Origin of the sequence: Selenomonas ruminantium subsp. ruminantium ATCC 12561 (assembly GCF_000424065.1) — a bacterium.
Classification (GTDB): domain Bacteria; phylum Bacillota; class Negativicutes; order Selenomonadales; family Selenomonadaceae; genus Selenomonas_A; species Selenomonas_A ruminantium.
Window position 1 is genome coordinate 32,862 of the sequence record NZ_AUJE01000031.1, and the last position, 18,471, is coordinate 51,332.

Here is an 18,471-nt window from a genome sequence, read left to right on the forward strand (position 1 = left end):
ATAGCGACTCCGAGAGCAGATGTCAATACTTTTTTTTAATTATTTTTCAAAAGCAGCTTCTGTTTCCACTACAGCTTCAGCATCGTCCTGTTTGTTAATCAAACGATTGAGCAGGGGAACCGTCAAAGCCATAACCACTGTTACGCCCAGCGTAACCATACCAATCTGCGTAAATACGTCAGAGTAAACGCCCAGCGTCAGCACAGGGTCCGTAACATCCTTCGGCACAGCCGTAAGGCTGGCTACCCAGCCGCCGATAATGGAGGAAATAGCCGTGGTCAGGAACCATGCGCCCATCAGGAAGCCAATGAGTTTCTGCGGCACGAGTTTGGAAATCATGGACAGGCCCAAACCACTGATCAAGAGCTCACCGATGGAGCTCAGGAAGTAGGAACCCACCAACCACCAAGCAGATACGATACCGGCTTCGCTGGCAAAGTTAGCCGAGAAACCAACCACCAGGAAGGAAGCTGCCGTCAGCAGCATACCCAGAGCAAATTTAGCCGGCATGGACAAATCCTTGCCCTGGCTGCCAAAACGGGAATAAAGGAAAGCCAAAATCGGGCTGGCCAGCATAATCCAGAACGGATTGAGGGTCTGGAACACCTGTGCATCAGGAATATCAATCCCCATAATGCTGTGTTCCACATTCTTAATCGCAAAGAAGTTCAGTGATGTCGGCATCTGATTGTACAGCGTGAAGAACACGATAGCTTCCACAATCAGAATCATTGCCGCAATCATGTGGCTGCGGGTTGCCCCCGTAGACTGGAAAATCATCTTGAAGAACACGCCATAAACGAGAATACCGATGATTAAGAGCAGCCAATGCGCAACAGACAGATGCGACAGGAGCCAGCTGGATACAAACGTCATGATGACAACACCGGCAATCGTAGCCGCCAGTTTCACCATCGAGAGTGGCTGAGCACCAGCCGGAGAGTCAATGCCCTTGACCAGATAACGGAAGCTCACAAAGCCGCCAATAGCCAGCACAAGACCCATAGCACAAATCATGAAGCCCAAATCAAGGCCATACTGTGCACCAACAATCGGTACGAGCAACATGGAAATAAACGAACCGATATTTACCGCCATATAATACATGGTGAATGCACTATCCAGTTCTTCCTCGGCCCCTTCATAGAGCTTAGAAAGCAGGGAGGACGGGTTGGCCTTAAAGATACCGTTACCGCAGGCGATAGCACCGAGTGCCAGGAACACCATGTCCTTGTTGCTGCCGGCCATGCCCATCAGGAAATAACCAATCATCAGCACCACGGCGCCCAAAGTAATCGTACGCTGCGTTCCCAGCACCTTGTCGCCGATAAAGCCGCCGATGGATACATAACCATATACCATGGCACTGAATGCACCGAATACAACAAAGGACTCTGCATCTTCCATGCCCAGGCTCTTAACGAAGAACCCTGCCAACACAGCCTGCAGGCCATAATAACCAAAACGCTCCCAGAATTCCAGGAAAAAGAGCATATTAAATGCTTTTTTACGGTTTACTGGATGTGATTCCACCATAATCATTCTCCTAACTTCTTACAAAAATACACACATAACATCGTTTTTTCACAATGTTTGTTACGAGTAGACATTATAGCACAAATTGAAGTATCTGCAAACTGCCCATAAGTGTAAAAACTGTTACATAGACAACTATACATTTTTCTCCTCTCTAAATCAAAGACATTTGTCTTTTTTCTTTGCCATAATCCATATAACCAAGCAATATATCCTTCAATAAAGAATTGTATGTTATAAAAATAACACAAAAAATTTATCTTATATGTAAATATGTACTTTAAGGACTACAACAATTCAAAATGTCCACAACTTGTATACACCACTCCTTCCTGTAAATTGACATTTAGAGGATATTTGTTACAATAATAGCGGACTATACGTCCATGATTATATTGAGAAAGAAAGGTTTTATCATGCTCTACATTGTTACCTGTCTTATAACAGAGGAAAGTAATACCGAGTTCTCCCTTATCGGCGCTGCTGCCGACAAAAAAAAGGCCGCTGCTATGGCCGCCGAAATTTACAAGGATTATAATAAGGTTGCTTCCTTTCAGAATATCGAAATGATTACGGAATGGCTTGCTACGCGCAGCAGTTATTCCTTCCGCAAAGACAAAAGTCATCGCCTACAGCTGGCCATTACGGAAGTTGATGCAGAAAACGATACGCCAAACAAACAGGTTGTCTTCTCTGCTGCCGCTGAACAAGACGAACTGATGCGCAAAGTCAGTCAGGCACTATTCGAGGGAAAGCATACGGCAGAACGTGGCGATACTACGCCCTCCTGTCCAATTTCCTAAAACCATCAGCAGCACTTAAGGCACTGTGACGAAATGCGAAGGCACTTTCCCCACAGTGTCTTATTCTTATTGCCGAAAATGAACGGCATCCCGCCTGTAATGCCTTCTCTCTTTTTTTCGGCGTCCAGCAAATCACGGTCATATGTCCTTTCTTTTTTCGTCCATTTTTTCATAAAATAAAGATGAAAACGAATAGAACAAATTAAAACCTGATTTGGAGTGTTAGCTATGGAAAAACAAACTTCTTTTGTTCTGCAGGGAAATATTATCTATACACCGGATAAAGATCATTTTGTCAGTCTTAAAGACGGCTACCTGGTCATAGAAAACGGCAGGATTACAGCAATTTCTGCACAAAAACCTGCTGATTACAGCAGCCTGCCCCTCAAGGAATGCTCCGGCAAACTGATTATGCCCGGCTTTGCCGATATGCATCTCCATGCACCACAATACATTCAGATTGGCATGGGCATGGATGACCAGTTGCTGGACTGGCTCGACCAATACACCTTTAAGGAAGAGCCAAAATTTGCTGATCCAAACTTTGCCCGCAAGATTTATCCACTCTTGGTAGACGAACTGGCTAACTGCGGTACTACCTCTGCCGCCATCTTTGCAACCATTCATAAAGAAAGCACCGATATCCTGTGCGACACTCTTGCCCAAAAAGGTCTGCGTGCCTATGTCGGCAAAGTAAATATGGATACGAACTCTGCTCCGGCTCTGACCGAAGATACTGAACAGTCTTTAGCCGATACGGAAGCTTTTATCCAAAAATGGCAAAAGCATGATTTGGTCAAGCCCATCGTTACGCCGCGCTTCGTGCCTTCCACCACCGCAAAGATGATGACCGGTCTGGGCAAACTTGCACAGGAATATCATATCCCCGTGCAAAGTCACCTATCCGAAAATCCCGGTGAAATCCAGCTGGTCAAGGAACTTTTCCCAGAGGATAAATACTATATGAGCGTTTATGAACGCTTTGGGCTTTTTGGACAGACACCGACCCTGATGGCTCATTGCATTCATCTGTCCGATGAGGAAATAGACATTATGGCCAAACGCAAAGTCTATGCGGTTCATTGCCCTGCTTCCAATCTCAATCTTGCCAGCGGTCTGATGCCCACGCGCAAGCTGCTGAACGCCGGAGTCAATGTTGCCCTGGGCACCGATATCGGCGGCGGTCATACGCTCTATATGCCGCATGAGATTGTCCGGGCCATCGAAATATCAAAAATCCGCAGCCTTTACCATCCGGAAGAAACGCCCTTGAAGCTATGTGAAGCCTTCTATCTGGCCACCAAGGCCGGCGGTGCCTTCTTTGGGCAGACAGGCAGCTTGGAAGCTGGCTGCAGCGCCGACTTCCTCATAACCGACATACCGGATTTCCAGCAAGACCGTACCGTTGAAGAACAGCTGCAATACTTCATTTACCACGGCACAGCCCAGGATATCCGGGAAGTTTATGTAAACGGTCGTTCCATCAAAAAACAAACCATTTAACGGAGTGTATCAATGGAAAAATTAATCTATGCAATCAAGAATGCCAATCGGGAAGACTTCATCATGGCAACGGCCTCGGGGCTGACCGCACTCTTTATGTTGTTGGATATCCCCGTTTGGGCTGTATTCATCGGCTGGACATGGTATCTGTCCATCGGCGCCAATGTCCGCGCCATAAAAGAAGGCACCATCACCTGCATCTTAGGCGGTGTACTGGCGCTGTCCTCAGTAGTCTGCATCGATTTATTGAAACCTTATCTTCCTTGGCTGCTGCCCAATATTATCGGTGTTTTTCCCAATATCCTGCTGCTGATTCTGACGTTCAAGATTCCCGGCATTCAGCCTTTGGTTGGCTTCAATGCCTTCTCCTGCATCTTTGCCGGTTATTATCTGAACGGCTTTCCGGTACATCCGGATTACTGGTTCAACCTCATACTGGCCTTTCTCTATATCAACGGCGGCAATATCATCGGCCTGTTCGAAGGCTGGTTTGTCCAAAAAATTTGCCGCTTGGCCGGTTATAACCCCAGCCAGAAATAAAAAAAGCTGTGAAGTACGATTTCGACTTCACAGCTTTTCCATTTACAAACTGGTGCGATTGGCGCGATTCGAACGCGCGACCTGCCGCTTAGGAGGCGGACGCTCTATCCAACTGAGCTACAACCGCAACATAATAAGTATAACAGAAAAATCCCCAAAAGAAAAGCCTTGGCCGCAAAATGCCAAGGCTTTTCCTATTTACGATTCCCGGCGGCAGATATCTGCCCCCAGTCCCACTAATTTATCTACCAAATTGTCATAGCCGCGGTCAATATGGTGAATATAACCCACCTGGGTTTCACCTTCAGCAACCAGCCCAGCTAGTACCATCGCAGCACCAGCTCTAAGGTCTGTTGCTTTCACCTGACAGCCCGTAAGGGTATCCACGCCTTCCACCACGGAAGTGCGTCCATCAATCTTGATATTGGCCCCCATACGTTTTAACTCGTCCACATGCATAAAGCGGTTTTCAAAGACCGTTTCCGTGACTAATCCTGTGCCTTCCGATATCGCCAGCATAGCCATAAACTGTGCCTGCATATCCGTCGGAAAACCCGGATAAGGCATGGTCTTGATGTCCACAGCACGGGTGCGCTTGCTGCAGGTTACGCGAATGCCATCCACGTCTTCTTCAATGGTGACGCCAGCTTCCTTCAGCTTGGCAATCACGGGCTTCAAATGCTCACTGATGGCATTTTCGATATAAACATCGCCCTGCGTCATCGCAGCAGCCACCATATAGGTACCTGCTTCAATGCGGTCAGGAATAATGGTATAATCACGGCCGACCAGTTTGGGTACACCTTCAATCTTAATCACATTCGTACCCGCACCGCGAATTTTGGCACCCATCACATTGAGGTAATTCGCCAAATCTACGATTTCCGGTTCCTGTGCCGGATTTTCCAGCACCGTGACGCCCTCAGCCATAGATGCGGCCATCAGAATATTTTCTGTAGCCCCCACGCTGGGGAAATCCAAATAGATTTTCGTTCCTTTGAGACCGTCCGGAGCCGTAGCTTCGATATAGCCATGACCAATCTTTATCTGCGCCCCCAGTGCCTCAAACCCTTTCAGGTGCAAGTCAATGGGACGGGTGCCAATGGCACAGCCGCCAGGCAGAGAAATCTTCGCCTGTCCGCAGCGGGCCAGCAGCGGCCCCATGATGAGGAACGATGCCCGCATCTTCCGCACTAAATCGTAAGGCGCTTCGCAGCTGCCAATAACCGTGCTGTCTACACGCAGCTGATGTTTCGACTCATCAAAATCTGCTTTGACCCCTAATTTTTTCAAAACCTCGGTAATGGTATGCACATCTTCCAACGCCGGAACTTCGTCCAATACGCTGGCCGACTCTTGTCCCAAAAGAGTTGCCGCAATAATCGGCAAAACGGCATTCTTGGCCCCGCTGATTTTTACGCGTCCCTTTAACGGACGTCCCCCATGTATAATCAACTTTTCCATTAAGTTCTTTATCCTCCTAATAGTCATGCTCTCTAAAAAGCACCAACCAATAGTTTACCATTAACCGCCAGTCTTTACAATAGGGGATTGCACTTTGCTAAGCAGAAAGTACGTTAGCTGCGCTCTACTGTCAGAGCGGAATGGATTACGTTATCAATTATATATCCGGTAGCGAATTTTGTTTCACCTGGAGTGGGCGCTTGCTTATCAAAATAAGCCAGCTTGCTGACCTGGGATCTGCTCTTAAGCATGGCGTCCTGCTGGGCATTGCGCAAGGCTTCCTTGCTGGGCGGAGTCTGTACAGGCCCGGGCGCAATCACGATTTCGTTATTTTTCCCTGATTTCTCCAGCTTGCGCAGGCGGTCTTCCGTCGTCAGCCTGTTTTCTGCCGGGTTAGCCACATCTACTCCCGACTGCTGCAGGAGCATCAGTGCCGTAACTGGCACCAGTCCGCCGCCGCGAATGTCCAGATTCAACGTTCCTGCCGGCTGTGCATCCGGCACTTTATATGGAATAATCAAGGTTTCCTGTGCCTTGCGATAAGGCTTGATGGTGGTGGTAAATCGAACCGTATCACCAGGTTTTACCTTTTTCTTGTCCGGCACTGCGGAAATCAGTGACGCGGTCTTTCTGCCGCCGTCCAGTGTGATATCCACCTGCACATCAATGATATCGGATTCCTTGTCGGTATTCTGACAGATTGTGCTCATGGCCTGCATGAGTTCTGCCATAGCAATCTGTCCGACATCAGCGGTGTTGTAGAACATATTATCCCGCGATACCACACCGTCTTTCACGGCATCTGTGCGAATCTTAAAGCCCACCTTAGCAGTGCTGCCGCTTAAGTTGTCACTGGTCTTGGAGAGTGCTGCATAAGCAATACCACCGGAAAGCTGCGGCAGGAAATCCTCGTCATAGGCAATCCGCGCACCATAGTTTTCACTGCGGGCCAGCCCATTATCCCTGACGCTTACCTTGATGGGCACCACCGAGGGAAATTGTCCCAAAGTACCGGCAATGCCTGTCGCCCGGTCCTGACTGATCCGGCCAATAATATTACCAATGTTGGCCACTTTCATGCCATTGCTCTGGCCACTGATTGTGCCTACTACCGTAGCATCGGTCATAAAGTAATTGACATTACCCCGATGCAGGAAAGGGTGCCCAAATGCCAGAATCCGGTCACCGTCCACTGCCGTTACCGTACCTGTTGCACCTACTGCAAAATCCCCGTAAGTCACAGCCACGCCTACAGCCGCTCCCGGTTCCAGCGTAGCATGATATTCTGTCTTGTTCATATCTGCTGCACTGGGCGCGCCCATCGGCAGGAAGGAATACGTCCCCTGTGGGTCAATCTGCCGTTTCAAGAAATCCAGACCTGCCTGATTAAAACCGGAAAAATACATGACGTCCTTTGGCTCTGTCTGCACATCGGCCTCATCAGGCTGCTCAGTCTCCTGTTTCACCTGCTCATCTGACGGCTCCATCTGCTGCTCTTCCACCGGCTGTCCATTTTCCGCTGTTTCTTCCTCTGAAGCAGCCTCTTGGGCCCCAGCTTTTTCCTTGTCTTTATCGGCTACCACTGCTGCCCGCGCACGGTCCATCAGTTCATCGCCATAGACCTTTTTATCTGTAGATTTAGCACGTTCTTCCTGTTGCTTTTTCTTCTCTGCCGCAGCCTTTTCCCTGGTTTCCGCAGCCTTCTTGATATTTATGGTCGAGATATGGGTCTTGTTCTTCTTATCCGGCATGGACCATAGCGGCAGCATTTCATCAATCGGCGTGATAAAAAATGTATACGGCGTCATATCCTTGATACCGGCTGCTACCGCACCAATAAGATAACCGTCCACATATACCGGACTGCCACTCATTCCCTGTAATATGCCGCCGGTCTGTTCAACCACCGGCCCTGAAGCCTTGGCCATAATCATCGGCTGTGAGCCCTTGCCATTTTCCATATTGCCCACGATATCCACTTGGAAATCCCGCAGCTGTCCGCTGCTGTCGATAACGGTATAGGCCGTACCGACCATTCCCTCTGTAACTTTATCATGAGGCAGAATGGGGTCCAGTGCCAATCCGGTAGACGGCGGAATCGTCAGCATGGCGGCCAATCCTAAAGCCGCCATTTTCCTTATATATTTACGCAAAATAATTCACCTCATTTGCTCGCTTTATTCGTTATCCCTTCATTATAACGCCATCACATCGGTTTTACTATAGGTATAAAGTCCTACAAGATTATTTTTGTGTAATAATCAAAGCTGAACCGACCGAACGTTCCCGCCCATCACTGGGAGAGTTTTGCAGCAGGCCGCCCACGACCAAAGCACTGGAGCCGCCGCCATCAAGGTTCATGGCGTCCCTTGCTCCCATCTTGACCAACAGTTTGGCCCAATCGGTCAGCGTGAGCCCGCGGCTGGAAGATTGTCTTCCGTCCACTACCCCAAACAGATAATTGCCATTTTTAAGGATTGCCACCGCACTGCGCGGTGCACGCCCATAACGGATATCCGAGGGGAACTGCTCATTGCCGGCCGTCACATTGACCATGCCATTCTGCACCAGCCGCGGCCCGGCCCCCATGATATAGACAGCCTGATTCCAAGGACTGCTCATCTCCTGAGAAATAACCGCCTTGTCACCAATTTGTACGCCTGAAAAGGCTTCTGCCGCCGAACCATGCACCGATACCACACAGCCATTTTTCGGAATGGGTGAATTGCCATTATTTATCGCCGTAACTTCGCCGTCAACTACCGTATATTCCATACCATATTCATTGGTGCCGGTGCGGCTGCCATACCAGTGATTGTACAACGTCAGATTGTCATAGCCGCGTTCTGCATCTACGCCGGATACCGGCAGGGTCACATCACCTATCGTTACATACCCCGTATAACTTACCGGTCCCATAAAGGGCTTGCCGTCCTTGCCGATTCCTAATGCCGTACGCCGATAATAGGTCGTGCCTGCCATATCGCCGTCAATTTTTACCATGCCAATGGCATCACCGTTACCGGCAAAATAAGTCGCATTCACCGCCGCAATAGCATCGGTCATATCCGACATGCCGCTTGTGGTCTGCAGCCCCGGCACCCGCCCGCGGGCCAGCACCGGTTTAATACTGTAAAGATTCTTGTCCGCTTCGATAAAATAAGCGGAAATCTGTCCTGCTGAATCCCAGTAGACATACTCCCGGCGGGCCAGCCCCGGGCCTACCATCTCCGTATAGAGTCCGTCAAAGTTAAGATTCAGCACATTGCCAGCCGTTGCCGGTATAGGCTTTTTTGCCACCGGCTTAGGCCGAACTGCAGCGGGCTTTTTACTCAGGTTTCTATCTGCAGTTTCCGGCACCACATCAATAAAAATCCGGGCAGGGTTTGCCAACTTTTCCACCTTGTAGGAAAGTCCGGCTTTCAGCCGCACCGTCACCAGCAGATGACCATTTTTTTCCGTAAACTGCACGCTCTCAATCCGGGAACTGCTGAAGTTTTTCTCACTGATGCTATTCCGGTCAACGCCAAAGAAATCTAAAGTCAGCTGCCGTTTATCCCCCGATACCGTCGTGTTGTAACGAGGCATAGACGACCAGTCAAAAACAATCCGGTCATGCTCTGAACCGCTGTGATAGCGGACAGAATTCAAGTCAGCCGCCTCAGCCAGCATCGGGGCACCCAAAAGAGAAACCGCTAAGGTCAAAGCAGCTAAACTGCGTTTTTTGATAAACAAAAGAAAGAACCTCCCAAGCAATCAAGCAATAAATAGGGACGGCTGGAAAGCCGTCCCGCCGCCCTTTATTTTAGCATATTTTGTGCCGCATTGCGACTCTCAACCTGCGGTTTAAGCTGTTTGTACATCATATCTGCAATACCAATGCCGCCGCCTGCAGCCACATTTTTCATCAGCTCATCATCACGCATATCCTGAAAGATTTTCAAGGCATTGGACTCGCCGAACAAGGTATCTTCCGGTACCGTGGCCCGCATCTGCCGGTACATCATATTGAGGAACATCGCCTCAAAGCCCTCACAGGCTTTTCTCAGGTCCTTATCCCGCTTCTCAGCGGCTTTCGCCTCTTTGAGTGCTGCGGCTTCTTCAGGTTTTAACGCACTCTCAGTCTTATTCTTCAGTTCGTTTAGAATCTGGGAAAATTTCGCCGATTCTGCCGCCGCCCGTGAGGACTCATAACTGTTGTTGCTATGTGCCCCCATTCCTGGGGCAGCCAATGGTGGTATCTGCATATCCATCACCCGCCTTTAACCTGTCATCAAATCAGCTGCAGTTCCGCATGAATAGCCCCGGCAGCCTTCATGGCCTGCAAAATGGAAATCGTATCACGCGGTGTTGCTCCTACAGCGTTAAGCGCACCTACAATATCATTGATGTTCGCCGTTGCCGGCAATACTACGGTACTGGCCTTGTCCTCAGTCACTTCCACATCGCTTTTTTTCGTAACAATGGTCGTGCCATAGCTGAAGGGTTCAGGCTGATTAGCCTCCTCATTTTTCTGTACCCGAATGGAAAGGCCGCCCTGTGTGATGGCGATTTCATCTACAGTCACATCTCCGCCCATAACAATGGTGCCTGTACGTTCATTGACCACAATCTTAGCCACTTTATCCGGCATAATCGGCAATTCTTCAATGGAAGCGACAAAACCGACCACATTGCCTTTATAATAGGCAGGAATATTGATGTCGATACGGCCGGGATTTACCGCCTGCGCCACGCCGCCATACTGCGAATTGATGGCTTCCGCCATGCGGGTAGCTGTGGTAAAGTCCGGATTGGACAGAGAAAGTGAAAGACGCCCATTACGCCCCAAATCATCTTCCACCGTACGTTCCACGATTGCACCATTCGGTGTCATGCCCACAGTAGGAAAATTTTTGGTAGCGGTAGAGTTGCCGCCGCCACGGCCAGCAGCAAAGCCGCCTGTAGATACAGGCCCCTGCGCTACCGCATACACTTCGCCATTACCAGCCTTGAGGGGAGTCTGCAACAGGGTACCGCCCTGAATACTGTCCGCATCGCCGATGGAGGATACGGTAATATCAATGGTGTCCCCTTCCCGTACAAACGGCGGCAGCGTTGCCGTTACCATAACCGCTGCCACATTATCGGATTTCAGGGAACTTTGGTTTACCGCAACGCCATAAGCTTTCAGCATATTCACGATGGACTGCACCGTTTCCACGGACTTATTGGAGTCACCAGTACCGTTAAGCCCCACCACGAGGCCATACCCCATCAGCTGATTGGAGCGTACGCCCTGCACCTTGGCAATATCCTTTATCCTGGCTACCGCGTTATCTGCCGAAGCCGGTGCCGGCATAGCGCCCAGCACCAAAGCCCCAGCAAGTAAACAAGCCAATAATTTTTTCATAAAATGCCTCCATATCCCCTCAGAACAAGAAATTAAATATCTGCGTAAGTATGCCCTGCCGCTGTTTGGCATTCAGCGGGCCTTTGCCATCAAACCGCACCGTTGCCGCTGCAATTTTGGTGGAGGGAATCGTATTGCTCGCCGTAATATCTTCCGGACGGCAAATCCCCTTAAACGTTATCTTATGTTCATTCTTGTTATTCCAGATAGACTGCGTGCCTTCCAGCACCAGATTGCCGTTAGGCTGCACATCGACCACAGTCACGGTGACATTACCGGTCGTGGTATTCTTTGACGATGCCGCTCCATTGGCCTTGAACGAATCCGAACCACTGATGGATGCGGCCTTGATGAAGTCAAATATACCGACCCCTGCACTCAAATTGTTGTTGCCGCTCTTGCTGTTGGAATTGGAGCGGGTATCCGATATTGTAGTGGACTCACTGATAACAATGGTCAGAATATCCCCCACGTCCTGTGCCTTGCGGTCAGCAAAAATATTGCGGGTTCTGCCCCCAGCCACAGCCCAAAGCGACTGGGCATCTGCTACCGGTGCCAGCGCCAAAAACAAAGTTCCCGCTGCCAAGACTCCGGCAATTTGTTTCTTATATAATTGTTTCATCGTCACTACCTGCCTTTATCATCAGCCTATCTCCACGGTTGAGGCATCAATAACCTTGCCCTGCAATATGCGTGAAGAATGTGCATTGCGAACTTTTATCCGGCCGCCGACACGCCCCTTTTGCATGGCAATGCCCTCAGCACTGACCTGTATCCCCTTATGGTTCGTTACGAGTCTTACGGGAGCTCCGGTATGGATTACCACGGGATTTTGCAACATATTCTGCTCTATAGGCTGCCCCATGTGAATATAGCGTATCGGCACACGTCCGGCAATATCTTCATATTTTTCCAGATACCTGCCCTGACCGCCCGCTACTTCCCTTTCCTCTATGCGTACAGCGTTGGGCGCAATCGTTTTTTCCAGGCCCAAATCCATGCCTGCTACCAGTACTTTTTCAAAAACCTGCACCCGATAATAGCAGATTACCCGCCGATAGAGATTTTCATCAATAAACAAACGGATATGTACCGGCTGCACGCCGCTATAGCGTATTTTCCCCGGGAGTTCTGCCTCATAACGCAGTTTGCCTGCGGGCAGGCGGATATTTCCCGGCGCACTGGTGAGTGTCAGCACATGCCGCCGCGACTCTCCCATTTTATGCAGTTCCAATTCCAGCTGCTGCCGGGCAATCCCCGCCAGTTTCTGCGAACTGATTACCTGGGGAAAAGCGTCCGCCTGCATACCGCCGCCATAAAGAGCTTCTGCCTGCGGCGGAAATGCAAAAGCAAACAGACAGAAGAAGCCACTCCATAGCATACAGAATATGCTGCGAATGGCTGAGCGGCTTCTTTTCGTTTTCATCAGCGTTTAAGTCCATTGGCGATTTCCAACATGGAATCGGAAGTCGTAATTGCCTTGGAATTGGATTCATAAGCACGCTGAGAAACAATCATATTGACCATTTCCTCTACGATCTGCACATTGCTCATTTCCAGTGTCCCCTGCGTCAACGTTCCTGCACCATCTGTACCAGGATTGCTCTCAATGGGGTCACCAGATGCCTCTGACACGATAAACAGATTCTTGCCAATAGCGGTAAGACCCGCAGGATTCACAAAACGCGCCAGCGTAATCTGGCCTACATTCTGCTGGGTACCACCTGCCGGCGTTTCCGAAACCTGACCATCACCGGCAATAACAATGGAATCTACCGGTGAATTTTCACCAAAGGTAATGCCATCAGCCAGCAGATAACCGTCCGTCGTCACTAAACGCCGCTGGGAATCCAGCTTAAATGAACCATCACGGGTATACCCTGTAGAACCGTCCGGCAATGTAACGCGGAAATAACCTTCGCCCTGAATACCAACATCGGTTGGATTTTCCGTTGTCTGCAAAGGCCCCTGCGTAATCACACGCTGGGTTGCCGCTACACGCGTCCCCAGACCGACCTGCAAGCCCGTAGGATACTGATTATCCTGCCCGCTCTGCGCGCCAGCATCACGGAGCGTCTGATAGATTAAATCCTGAAATTCAGCCCGGACCTTTTTACCGCCGTAAGTATTCACATTGGCAATATTATGGGCAATGATGTCCATATTCGTCTGCTGCCCCTTCATACCCGAAGCCGCCGACCATAGTGCTCTCATCATAATGAGAAAACCTCCCTTGCACCTTCCTCTGTGAGAAGGCTATAACAAAAAGTATAGAAACATATCTCCAATATATATCGAACAAAACGGACAAAAACTTAAGCATTATCAGCTAAGACGTCCCACCTCATTGACCGATTTATCCAGCATCGAATCCTGTGTGGTGACAGCCTTCGCCCCGGCTTCATACAACCGATGGTTATTGATGAGTTCCACCATTTCCGATACCACATTGGTATTGGAGCGCTCCAAAAGCCCCTGCTGGATATCGCCGGTTGCAGGCGCAGGCCTTGCACCTTCCTGCGGATAATAAAGATTATCCCCCTGCTTCAGCACAGCCCGCCGATTGTCAAACTGCACAAACTGCAGCTGGCCAACCTGCACATTATCGGCATAGATTTCCCCCTTGGCACCGACCATGATGCTGGTGGTATCCGGCGGAATGGTGATTCCCTGACCATTGCGCCCCAGCACCGTCTGCCCGTTCACCGTCTGAATCTGTCCCCTTGCCGACTTGTAGAAATTACCATCACGGGTATAACGCACGCCATTTGGGGTCTGAATGGCAAAATAGCCATCGCCGGAAATGGCTAAATCGAGCGGATTGCCTGTGGTTTCAAACGCGCCCTGACTATGCTCCGTAGCAATTTCGTCAATGTAAGAGCCCAGGCCCAAAGTGCCCACCGAGGGATACTTTTCCCCTACATGGAACTGTTTGAAACTAGTCACATCGTTCTTATTTATTCCATCGTTGATACGTTTGATCAGCATGGGTTCAAATTCCCGGCTGATGGCTTCGTCCCGCTTAAAACCAGTAGTATTGGCATTGGCAAGATTATTGGCCAGCGTATCGGTACGCTTGGTTTCCGTAATCATGCCTGTCCCCGCCGTATAAAGACCACGCCACATAATCGGTCACTCCTTAACACATTCCAAACTTATCCTTGCCTGTATATTTCGTGCAAAAAGGCGAAACTCCTCTCAGGGGTTTCGCCTTTAGTAAATTTTTTTCTTAATGTCCGGTTTTTACATTTTTGGCCTTGCCATCAAATTTGCTGAAGCTGTCCAATGCCATGCCACAGCCAAGGGCCACACAACTCATAGCATCTTCTGCCAGTGCCGTGGGAATATCCGTCTCACGGCGGATAAGTTCATCTAAGCCGTAAAGCATAGCACCGCCGCCCGTGAGCACAATGCCACAGTTCATCACGTCTGCTGCCAGTTCCGGCGGAGTTTCCTCCAGCACCTTCTTCACGCAGCTGACGATTTTCACTACGCTGCTATGCGTGGCTTCTGCCGCCTGCATCGTAGTAATCTGCACCGTCTTCGGAAGACCGGAGAGCATATCGCGTCCCCGGATATCCAGAACTTCATTACGGGCACCGACAAAAGCAGCACCAACCCGCATCTTGATTTCCTCGGCTGTGCGCTCGCCAATCATGATGTTGAATTCTTTTTTCACAAAAGCAGCGATGTCTTCATCGAATTTATCTCCGGCAATACGCAGCGATTCGCTGGTAACAATGCCACCAAGAGAAATCACCGCGATATCCGTCGTGCCGCCGCCGATATCCACCACCATGGAGCCGCGCGGCTCAACGATATCAAGGCCAGCCCCCAAGGCTGCGGCCAGCGGTTCTTCAATAAGCTGTGTATGACGGGCACCTGCCTGTTCAGCAGCTTCCTGTACTGCCCGCTGTTCCACCATCGTACAACCCGAAGGAATACAGATCATAATCCGGGGACGGAACACAAAACGACGTCCCACGACCTTTTCAATAAAATGGCGCAGCATGCTTTCCGTGATATCATAATCCGCGATAACGCCTTCACGCAGCGGACGGATTGCTACAATATTACCGGGCGTACGGCCAATCATCTGCCGGGCCTCTTCACCGATAGCCAAAACACGGTTTGAATCCCTGTCCACAGCTACAACTGAGGGCTCCCGCAGGACGATTCCCTTCCCCTTCACATACACCAACACATTCGCGGTACCCAAGTCAATACCAATATCCAACGACATACCAAACATATATGGAACAATCTCCTTCCGAAGGTCTCATTCTTTTACAACAAACAATCTATAATATATAATAAAACCCTGCCAATTACAACAGCTTTCCTTCATAAAATCCGCTTTATTTTTTTCCCCTGCAAAAATTTACACATTTTCCCTTCATTTACAACATTTCACTAATTTTGCGAAAAATATTGCTTTTGTTTCTTTGCATTTCCTTATTGACACTAGGTCTTAATAGTGCTACGATTAACACGACTTAGGGATATATTTCACATTTCAATCAGGGGGTAATAACAAAATGAACAACAGAAGAAAAATCGTCGTTATCGGCGCCAGCAACGTTGGTTCTGCAGTTGCAAACAAGATTGCTGATTTCCAGTTGGCTACGGAAGTAGTCCTCATCGACCTCAACGAAGACAAGGCTTGGGGCGAAGCTAAGGACTCCAGCCATGCAACGAGCTGCGTATACAGCACCAACATCAAATTCCACCTCGGTGACTACGAAGACTGCAAAGATGCAAACATCATCGTTATCACTGCTGGCCCGTCCATCCGCCCGGGTGAAACTCCGGACCGCCTGAAGCTGGCTGGCACCAATGCTAAGATCATGAGCTCCGTTATGGGCGAAATCGTTAAGCGCACGAAGGAAGCTATGATCATCATGATCACCAACCCGCTTGACGTTGCTACTTATGTTGTTTCCACGCAGTTCGATTATCCGCGCAACCTCATCCTCGGTACCGGTACGATGCTCGAAACCTATCGTTTCCGTCGCATCCTGGCTGACAAGTACCAGGTTGACCCGAAGAACATCAATGGTTATGTTCTCGGTGAACACGGCAACGCTGCTTTCGTTGCTTGGTCCACGACTGGCTGCGCTGGTTTCCCCATTGATGATCTGGATGAATATTTCCATCGTACGGAAAAACTCAGCCACGAAGCTGTTGAACAGGAACTCGTTCAGGTTGCTTACGATGTTATCAACAAGAAGGGCTTCACGAACACCGGTATCGCTATGGCTGCTTGCCGTTTCATCAAGTCCGTTCTCTATGATGAACACACCATCCTGCCCTGCTCCGCAGTTCTCGAAGGCGAATATGGCATCAAAGACGTTGCCCTCTCCATTCCTCGTATGGTTTGCGCTGATGGTATCATGCGCTCCTTCGAAGTTCACCTCACTGACGATGAACTCGAAAAGATGCACAAAGCTGCTCAGAGCGTTCGTTCCGCTCTCGATGGCGCTGGCATCAAATAATTTCATTTGTTGCTTATATGCAGATAAAAAAATCGCTGGACTTTCGTCCAGCGATTTTTTATTGTCCTACCTATGATTTAGAAATTATTCGCCCCACTCTCCTTAATCTTTGTTATATTCCGGCACTGGTAACCCAAAGCGATATAACGGTATATACTCGAAATAATAATCACATCCTACACTATGAATATAATCTAACACATCTCTATATTTTTCATCTCTAAACCAGTCGTCAAGAAGATATATGTATTCAACATCCAAATTTGCTTTTGAAAGCAACTTCTTATATTCCTTCTTTTTGAAATCACAAGTTTGTAGTTTTTCATCAACAGAGCCACCTACTTGTTGATGTTTACATTCAATAATATATACTGTATTTTTAATTATCACGAATATACTATCGTCTGGCAAAAGTCTTTTTGATATATACTTTTTCCAGTCAATATCCAATTTTATCAACAATGATTTATAAAACTCATATTTCTTATATAACTCTGCAACCTTCTCGTTATTATAATACACTGCTCGTACTTTTATGGTGACCTTATTTCCGTTTGAATAAATTTGTTCCTCAACGTCTCGAACTGAATACCCTTTTTGAGTTGAAAGAAATGTTCCTAAATCTGTTTTCCCTTCGAATATTAGCCCCGTTATTGTATTTCCTCCACCTTTTCCATTCTTTATCATAAACAAACTCCTTTATTTCATTGTTTTTTTGAAAACAAACAAATATTCATGGGCAATCAGCAGAAAATTATACTTGACGCTGTTGGTTTTCCAATAGCCAGTAGCCCGGCAATTATGTTGTTCTTTGATTATCAATTCTTTGAGGGTAAAGCCAGCTTCCTCAAAAATTTTCATTACGTCAAAGGACATAGGAACCATGCAGCCTTTTTTACGGGTATCGCCCATCAGGATGGCGCAGAATTTATCCTTTTTGAGTACGCGGTAGCATTCCCCGGCGACTTTTTTCATTTCTTCCAAAAAGTCGGCTATCTTCAAACGGGAGAGGTCTTCTTCTATATCCTCACTGTACTTGATAATATCCGCATAGGGCGGGTGGGTGCAGATAAGGTCAACATGCTCATTGGAAATAAAAGAAAGATTACGGGCATCTCCCTTCTTTAGATAGACCTTACCATTGGCTCCTTCATGCTCGAAGTTCGTTTTTTCCCGGCAGCGTTCAAGGGCAACATCGTTTACATCCACGCCAATAATATTGCGGTTCAATAACTTGGCCTCAACAAGCGTAGTGCCACCACCAGCGAACTGGTCAAGAACGCAATCGCCCTCCTTAGAGTAGCGCAGCATGATATTGCGGGGAATATAGGGCGACCAGTTCCCGCGCCACTTGGCATCATGGGTAGCCCAATCGCCGCGCTTGGGAAATGTCCAATGTGTGGTCATTTCCAGCTCGAAATCATCCGGCTCCCACTTAGTAATCTTCTTGGCCATCAGATAAATACCTCGGTCATAATGCCCTGTTCCATATCCTTTATGTTATAAATATGGGGCAGAACGTCAAAGGTTTCTTCAAGGTTATGCTTGGCACTCGTCCAGCCCTTGCCATCCGTAAACCATACAAAGGTAAAACCATCAATCGTATCGCTTTCCATGGACAGCGTTTTGTAGCTTCTGGCGGTTTCATTAAGCTTACTGCCGCCGCTGCCGTAGAAATTGGTTTCGATACCATAGATCATCTTATCGGTCTTAACTACATAATCGAAGCGTTTTTCCA

18 protein-coding genes and 1 tRNA gene are annotated in these 18,471 nt (G+C 48.6%); 4 read left to right on the forward strand and 15 right to left on the reverse strand.

Translation table 11 applies throughout. The features are described 5' to 3' along the window. Positions 1–39: 39 nt before the first annotated feature. Positions 40–1,536: an oligopeptide:H+ symporter gene (locus tag G598_RS0111845; protein ID WP_026767136.1), complete on the reverse strand. Its 1,497-nt coding sequence runs from the start codon at positions 1,534–1,536 to the stop codon at positions 40–42. Between the two features lie 386 nt (positions 1,537–1,922). Between G598_RS0111845 and G598_RS0111850 the strand changes: the two genes are divergently transcribed. The 3 genes from G598_RS0111850 to G598_RS0111860 all read left to right on the forward strand — a co-directional run bounded on the left by G598_RS0111850 (position 1,923) and on the right by G598_RS0111860 (position 4,382). Continuing rightward, on the forward strand, positions 1,923–2,339 hold the full coding sequence (locus G598_RS0111850) for a hypothetical protein (RefSeq protein ID WP_245582806.1): 417 nt from the start codon (positions 1,923–1,925) through the stop codon (positions 2,337–2,339). Positions 2,340–2,567: 228 nt separating this feature from the next. Then, positions 2,568–3,842: a guanine deaminase gene (guaD, locus tag G598_RS0111855; protein ID WP_026767138.1), complete on the forward strand. Its 1,275-nt coding sequence runs from the start codon at positions 2,568–2,570 to the stop codon at positions 3,840–3,842. 12 nt (positions 3,843–3,854) lie between these two features. Next, positions 3,855–4,382, forward strand: coding sequence for a DUF1097 domain-containing protein (locus G598_RS0111860; RefSeq protein ID WP_026767139.1), 528 nt, complete (start codon positions 3,855–3,857; stop codon positions 4,380–4,382). Between the two features lie 50 nt (positions 4,383–4,432). Here G598_RS0111860 and G598_RS0111865 read toward each other — a convergent pair. The 11 genes from G598_RS0111865 to mreB form a co-directional block, all read right to left on the reverse strand. Beyond that, a tRNA-Arg gene (locus G598_RS0111865) sits at positions 4,433–4,509 on the reverse strand. 71 nt (positions 4,510–4,580) lie between these two features. Then, a complete protein-coding gene (murA, locus tag G598_RS0111870) occupies positions 4,581–5,846 on the reverse strand; it encodes a UDP-N-acetylglucosamine 1-carboxyvinyltransferase (RefSeq protein ID WP_026767140.1) in 1,266 nt (421 codons plus the stop codon). Between the two features lie 113 nt (positions 5,847–5,959). Further along, a complete protein-coding gene (locus G598_RS0111875) occupies positions 5,960–7,978 on the reverse strand; it encodes a SpoIVB peptidase S55 domain-containing protein (protein WP_169534991.1) in 2,019 nt (672 codons plus the stop codon). 112 nt (positions 7,979–8,090) lie between these two features. Beyond that, positions 8,091–9,581, reverse strand: coding sequence for a phosphodiester glycosidase family protein (locus G598_RS0111880; protein ID WP_026767142.1), 1,491 nt, complete (start codon positions 9,579–9,581; stop codon positions 8,091–8,093). A gap of 65 nt (positions 9,582–9,646) precedes the next feature. Beyond that, entirely contained in the window at positions 9,647–10,093 is a 447-nt protein-coding gene (locus tag G598_RS0111885; protein ID WP_026767143.1) for a rod-binding protein, read from the reverse strand. Between the two features lie 26 nt (positions 10,094–10,119). Beyond that, positions 10,120–11,238, reverse strand: a complete 1,119-nt coding sequence (locus tag G598_RS0111890; protein ID WP_026767144.1) for a flagellar basal body P-ring protein FlgI — start codon at positions 11,236–11,238, stop codon at positions 10,120–10,122. A 19-nt stretch (positions 11,239–11,257) separates the two neighbouring features. Further along, complete coding sequence (locus G598_RS0111895) at positions 11,258–11,860, reverse strand: flagellar basal body L-ring protein FlgH (protein WP_037364165.1); 603 nt, start codon at positions 11,858–11,860, stop codon at positions 11,258–11,260. A gap of 21 nt (positions 11,861–11,881) precedes the next feature. Then, the gene (gene flgA / locus G598_RS0111900) at positions 11,882–12,664 is read right to left on the reverse strand and encodes a flagellar basal body P-ring formation chaperone FlgA (RefSeq protein WP_037364167.1); all 783 of its coding nucleotides are present in this window, start codon (positions 12,662–12,664) and stop codon (positions 11,882–11,884) included. Next, positions 12,664–13,455: a flagellar basal-body rod protein FlgG gene (gene flgG / locus G598_RS0111905; RefSeq protein ID WP_026767147.1), complete on the reverse strand. Its 792-nt coding sequence runs from the start codon at positions 13,453–13,455 to the stop codon at positions 12,664–12,666. The genes flgA and flgG overlap by 1 nt, the downstream gene beginning before the upstream one ends. 108 nt (positions 13,456–13,563) lie before the next feature. Continuing rightward, entirely contained in the window at positions 13,564–14,364 is an 801-nt protein-coding gene (flgF, locus tag G598_RS0111910; protein WP_026767148.1) for a flagellar basal-body rod protein FlgF, read from the reverse strand. Between the two features lie 103 nt (positions 14,365–14,467). Next, positions 14,468–15,490, reverse strand: coding sequence for a rod shape-determining protein (mreB, locus tag G598_RS0111915; RefSeq protein WP_026767149.1), 1,023 nt, complete (start codon positions 15,488–15,490; stop codon positions 14,468–14,470). A 286-nt stretch (positions 15,491–15,776) separates the two neighbouring features. On the opposite strand from mreB, the gene G598_RS0111920 reads away from it, so the two are divergent. Continuing rightward, entirely contained in the window at positions 15,777–16,733 is a 957-nt protein-coding gene (locus tag G598_RS0111920) for an L-lactate dehydrogenase (protein WP_026767150.1), read from the forward strand. A gap of 102 nt (positions 16,734–16,835) precedes the next feature. Here the strand turns inward: G598_RS0111920 and G598_RS0111925 are convergent, their stop codons facing one another. The 3 genes from G598_RS0111925 to G598_RS0111935 form a co-directional block, all read right to left on the reverse strand. Then, positions 16,836–17,420 (reverse strand): PD-(D/E)XK nuclease superfamily protein, encoded by a 585-nt coding sequence (locus G598_RS0111925; RefSeq protein WP_026767151.1) that lies wholly within the window; start codon positions 17,418–17,420, stop codon positions 16,836–16,838. A gap of 12 nt (positions 17,421–17,432) precedes the next feature. Further along, on the reverse strand, positions 17,433–18,188 hold the full coding sequence (locus G598_RS0111930) for a TRM11 family SAM-dependent methyltransferase (protein WP_026767152.1): 756 nt from the start codon (positions 18,186–18,188) through the stop codon (positions 17,433–17,435). Next, the coding region (locus G598_RS0111935) for a DpnII family type II restriction endonuclease (protein ID WP_026767153.1) at positions 18,188–18,471 on the reverse strand (284 nt) is incomplete at its 5' end. The genes G598_RS0111930 and G598_RS0111935, both read right to left, overlap by 1 nt.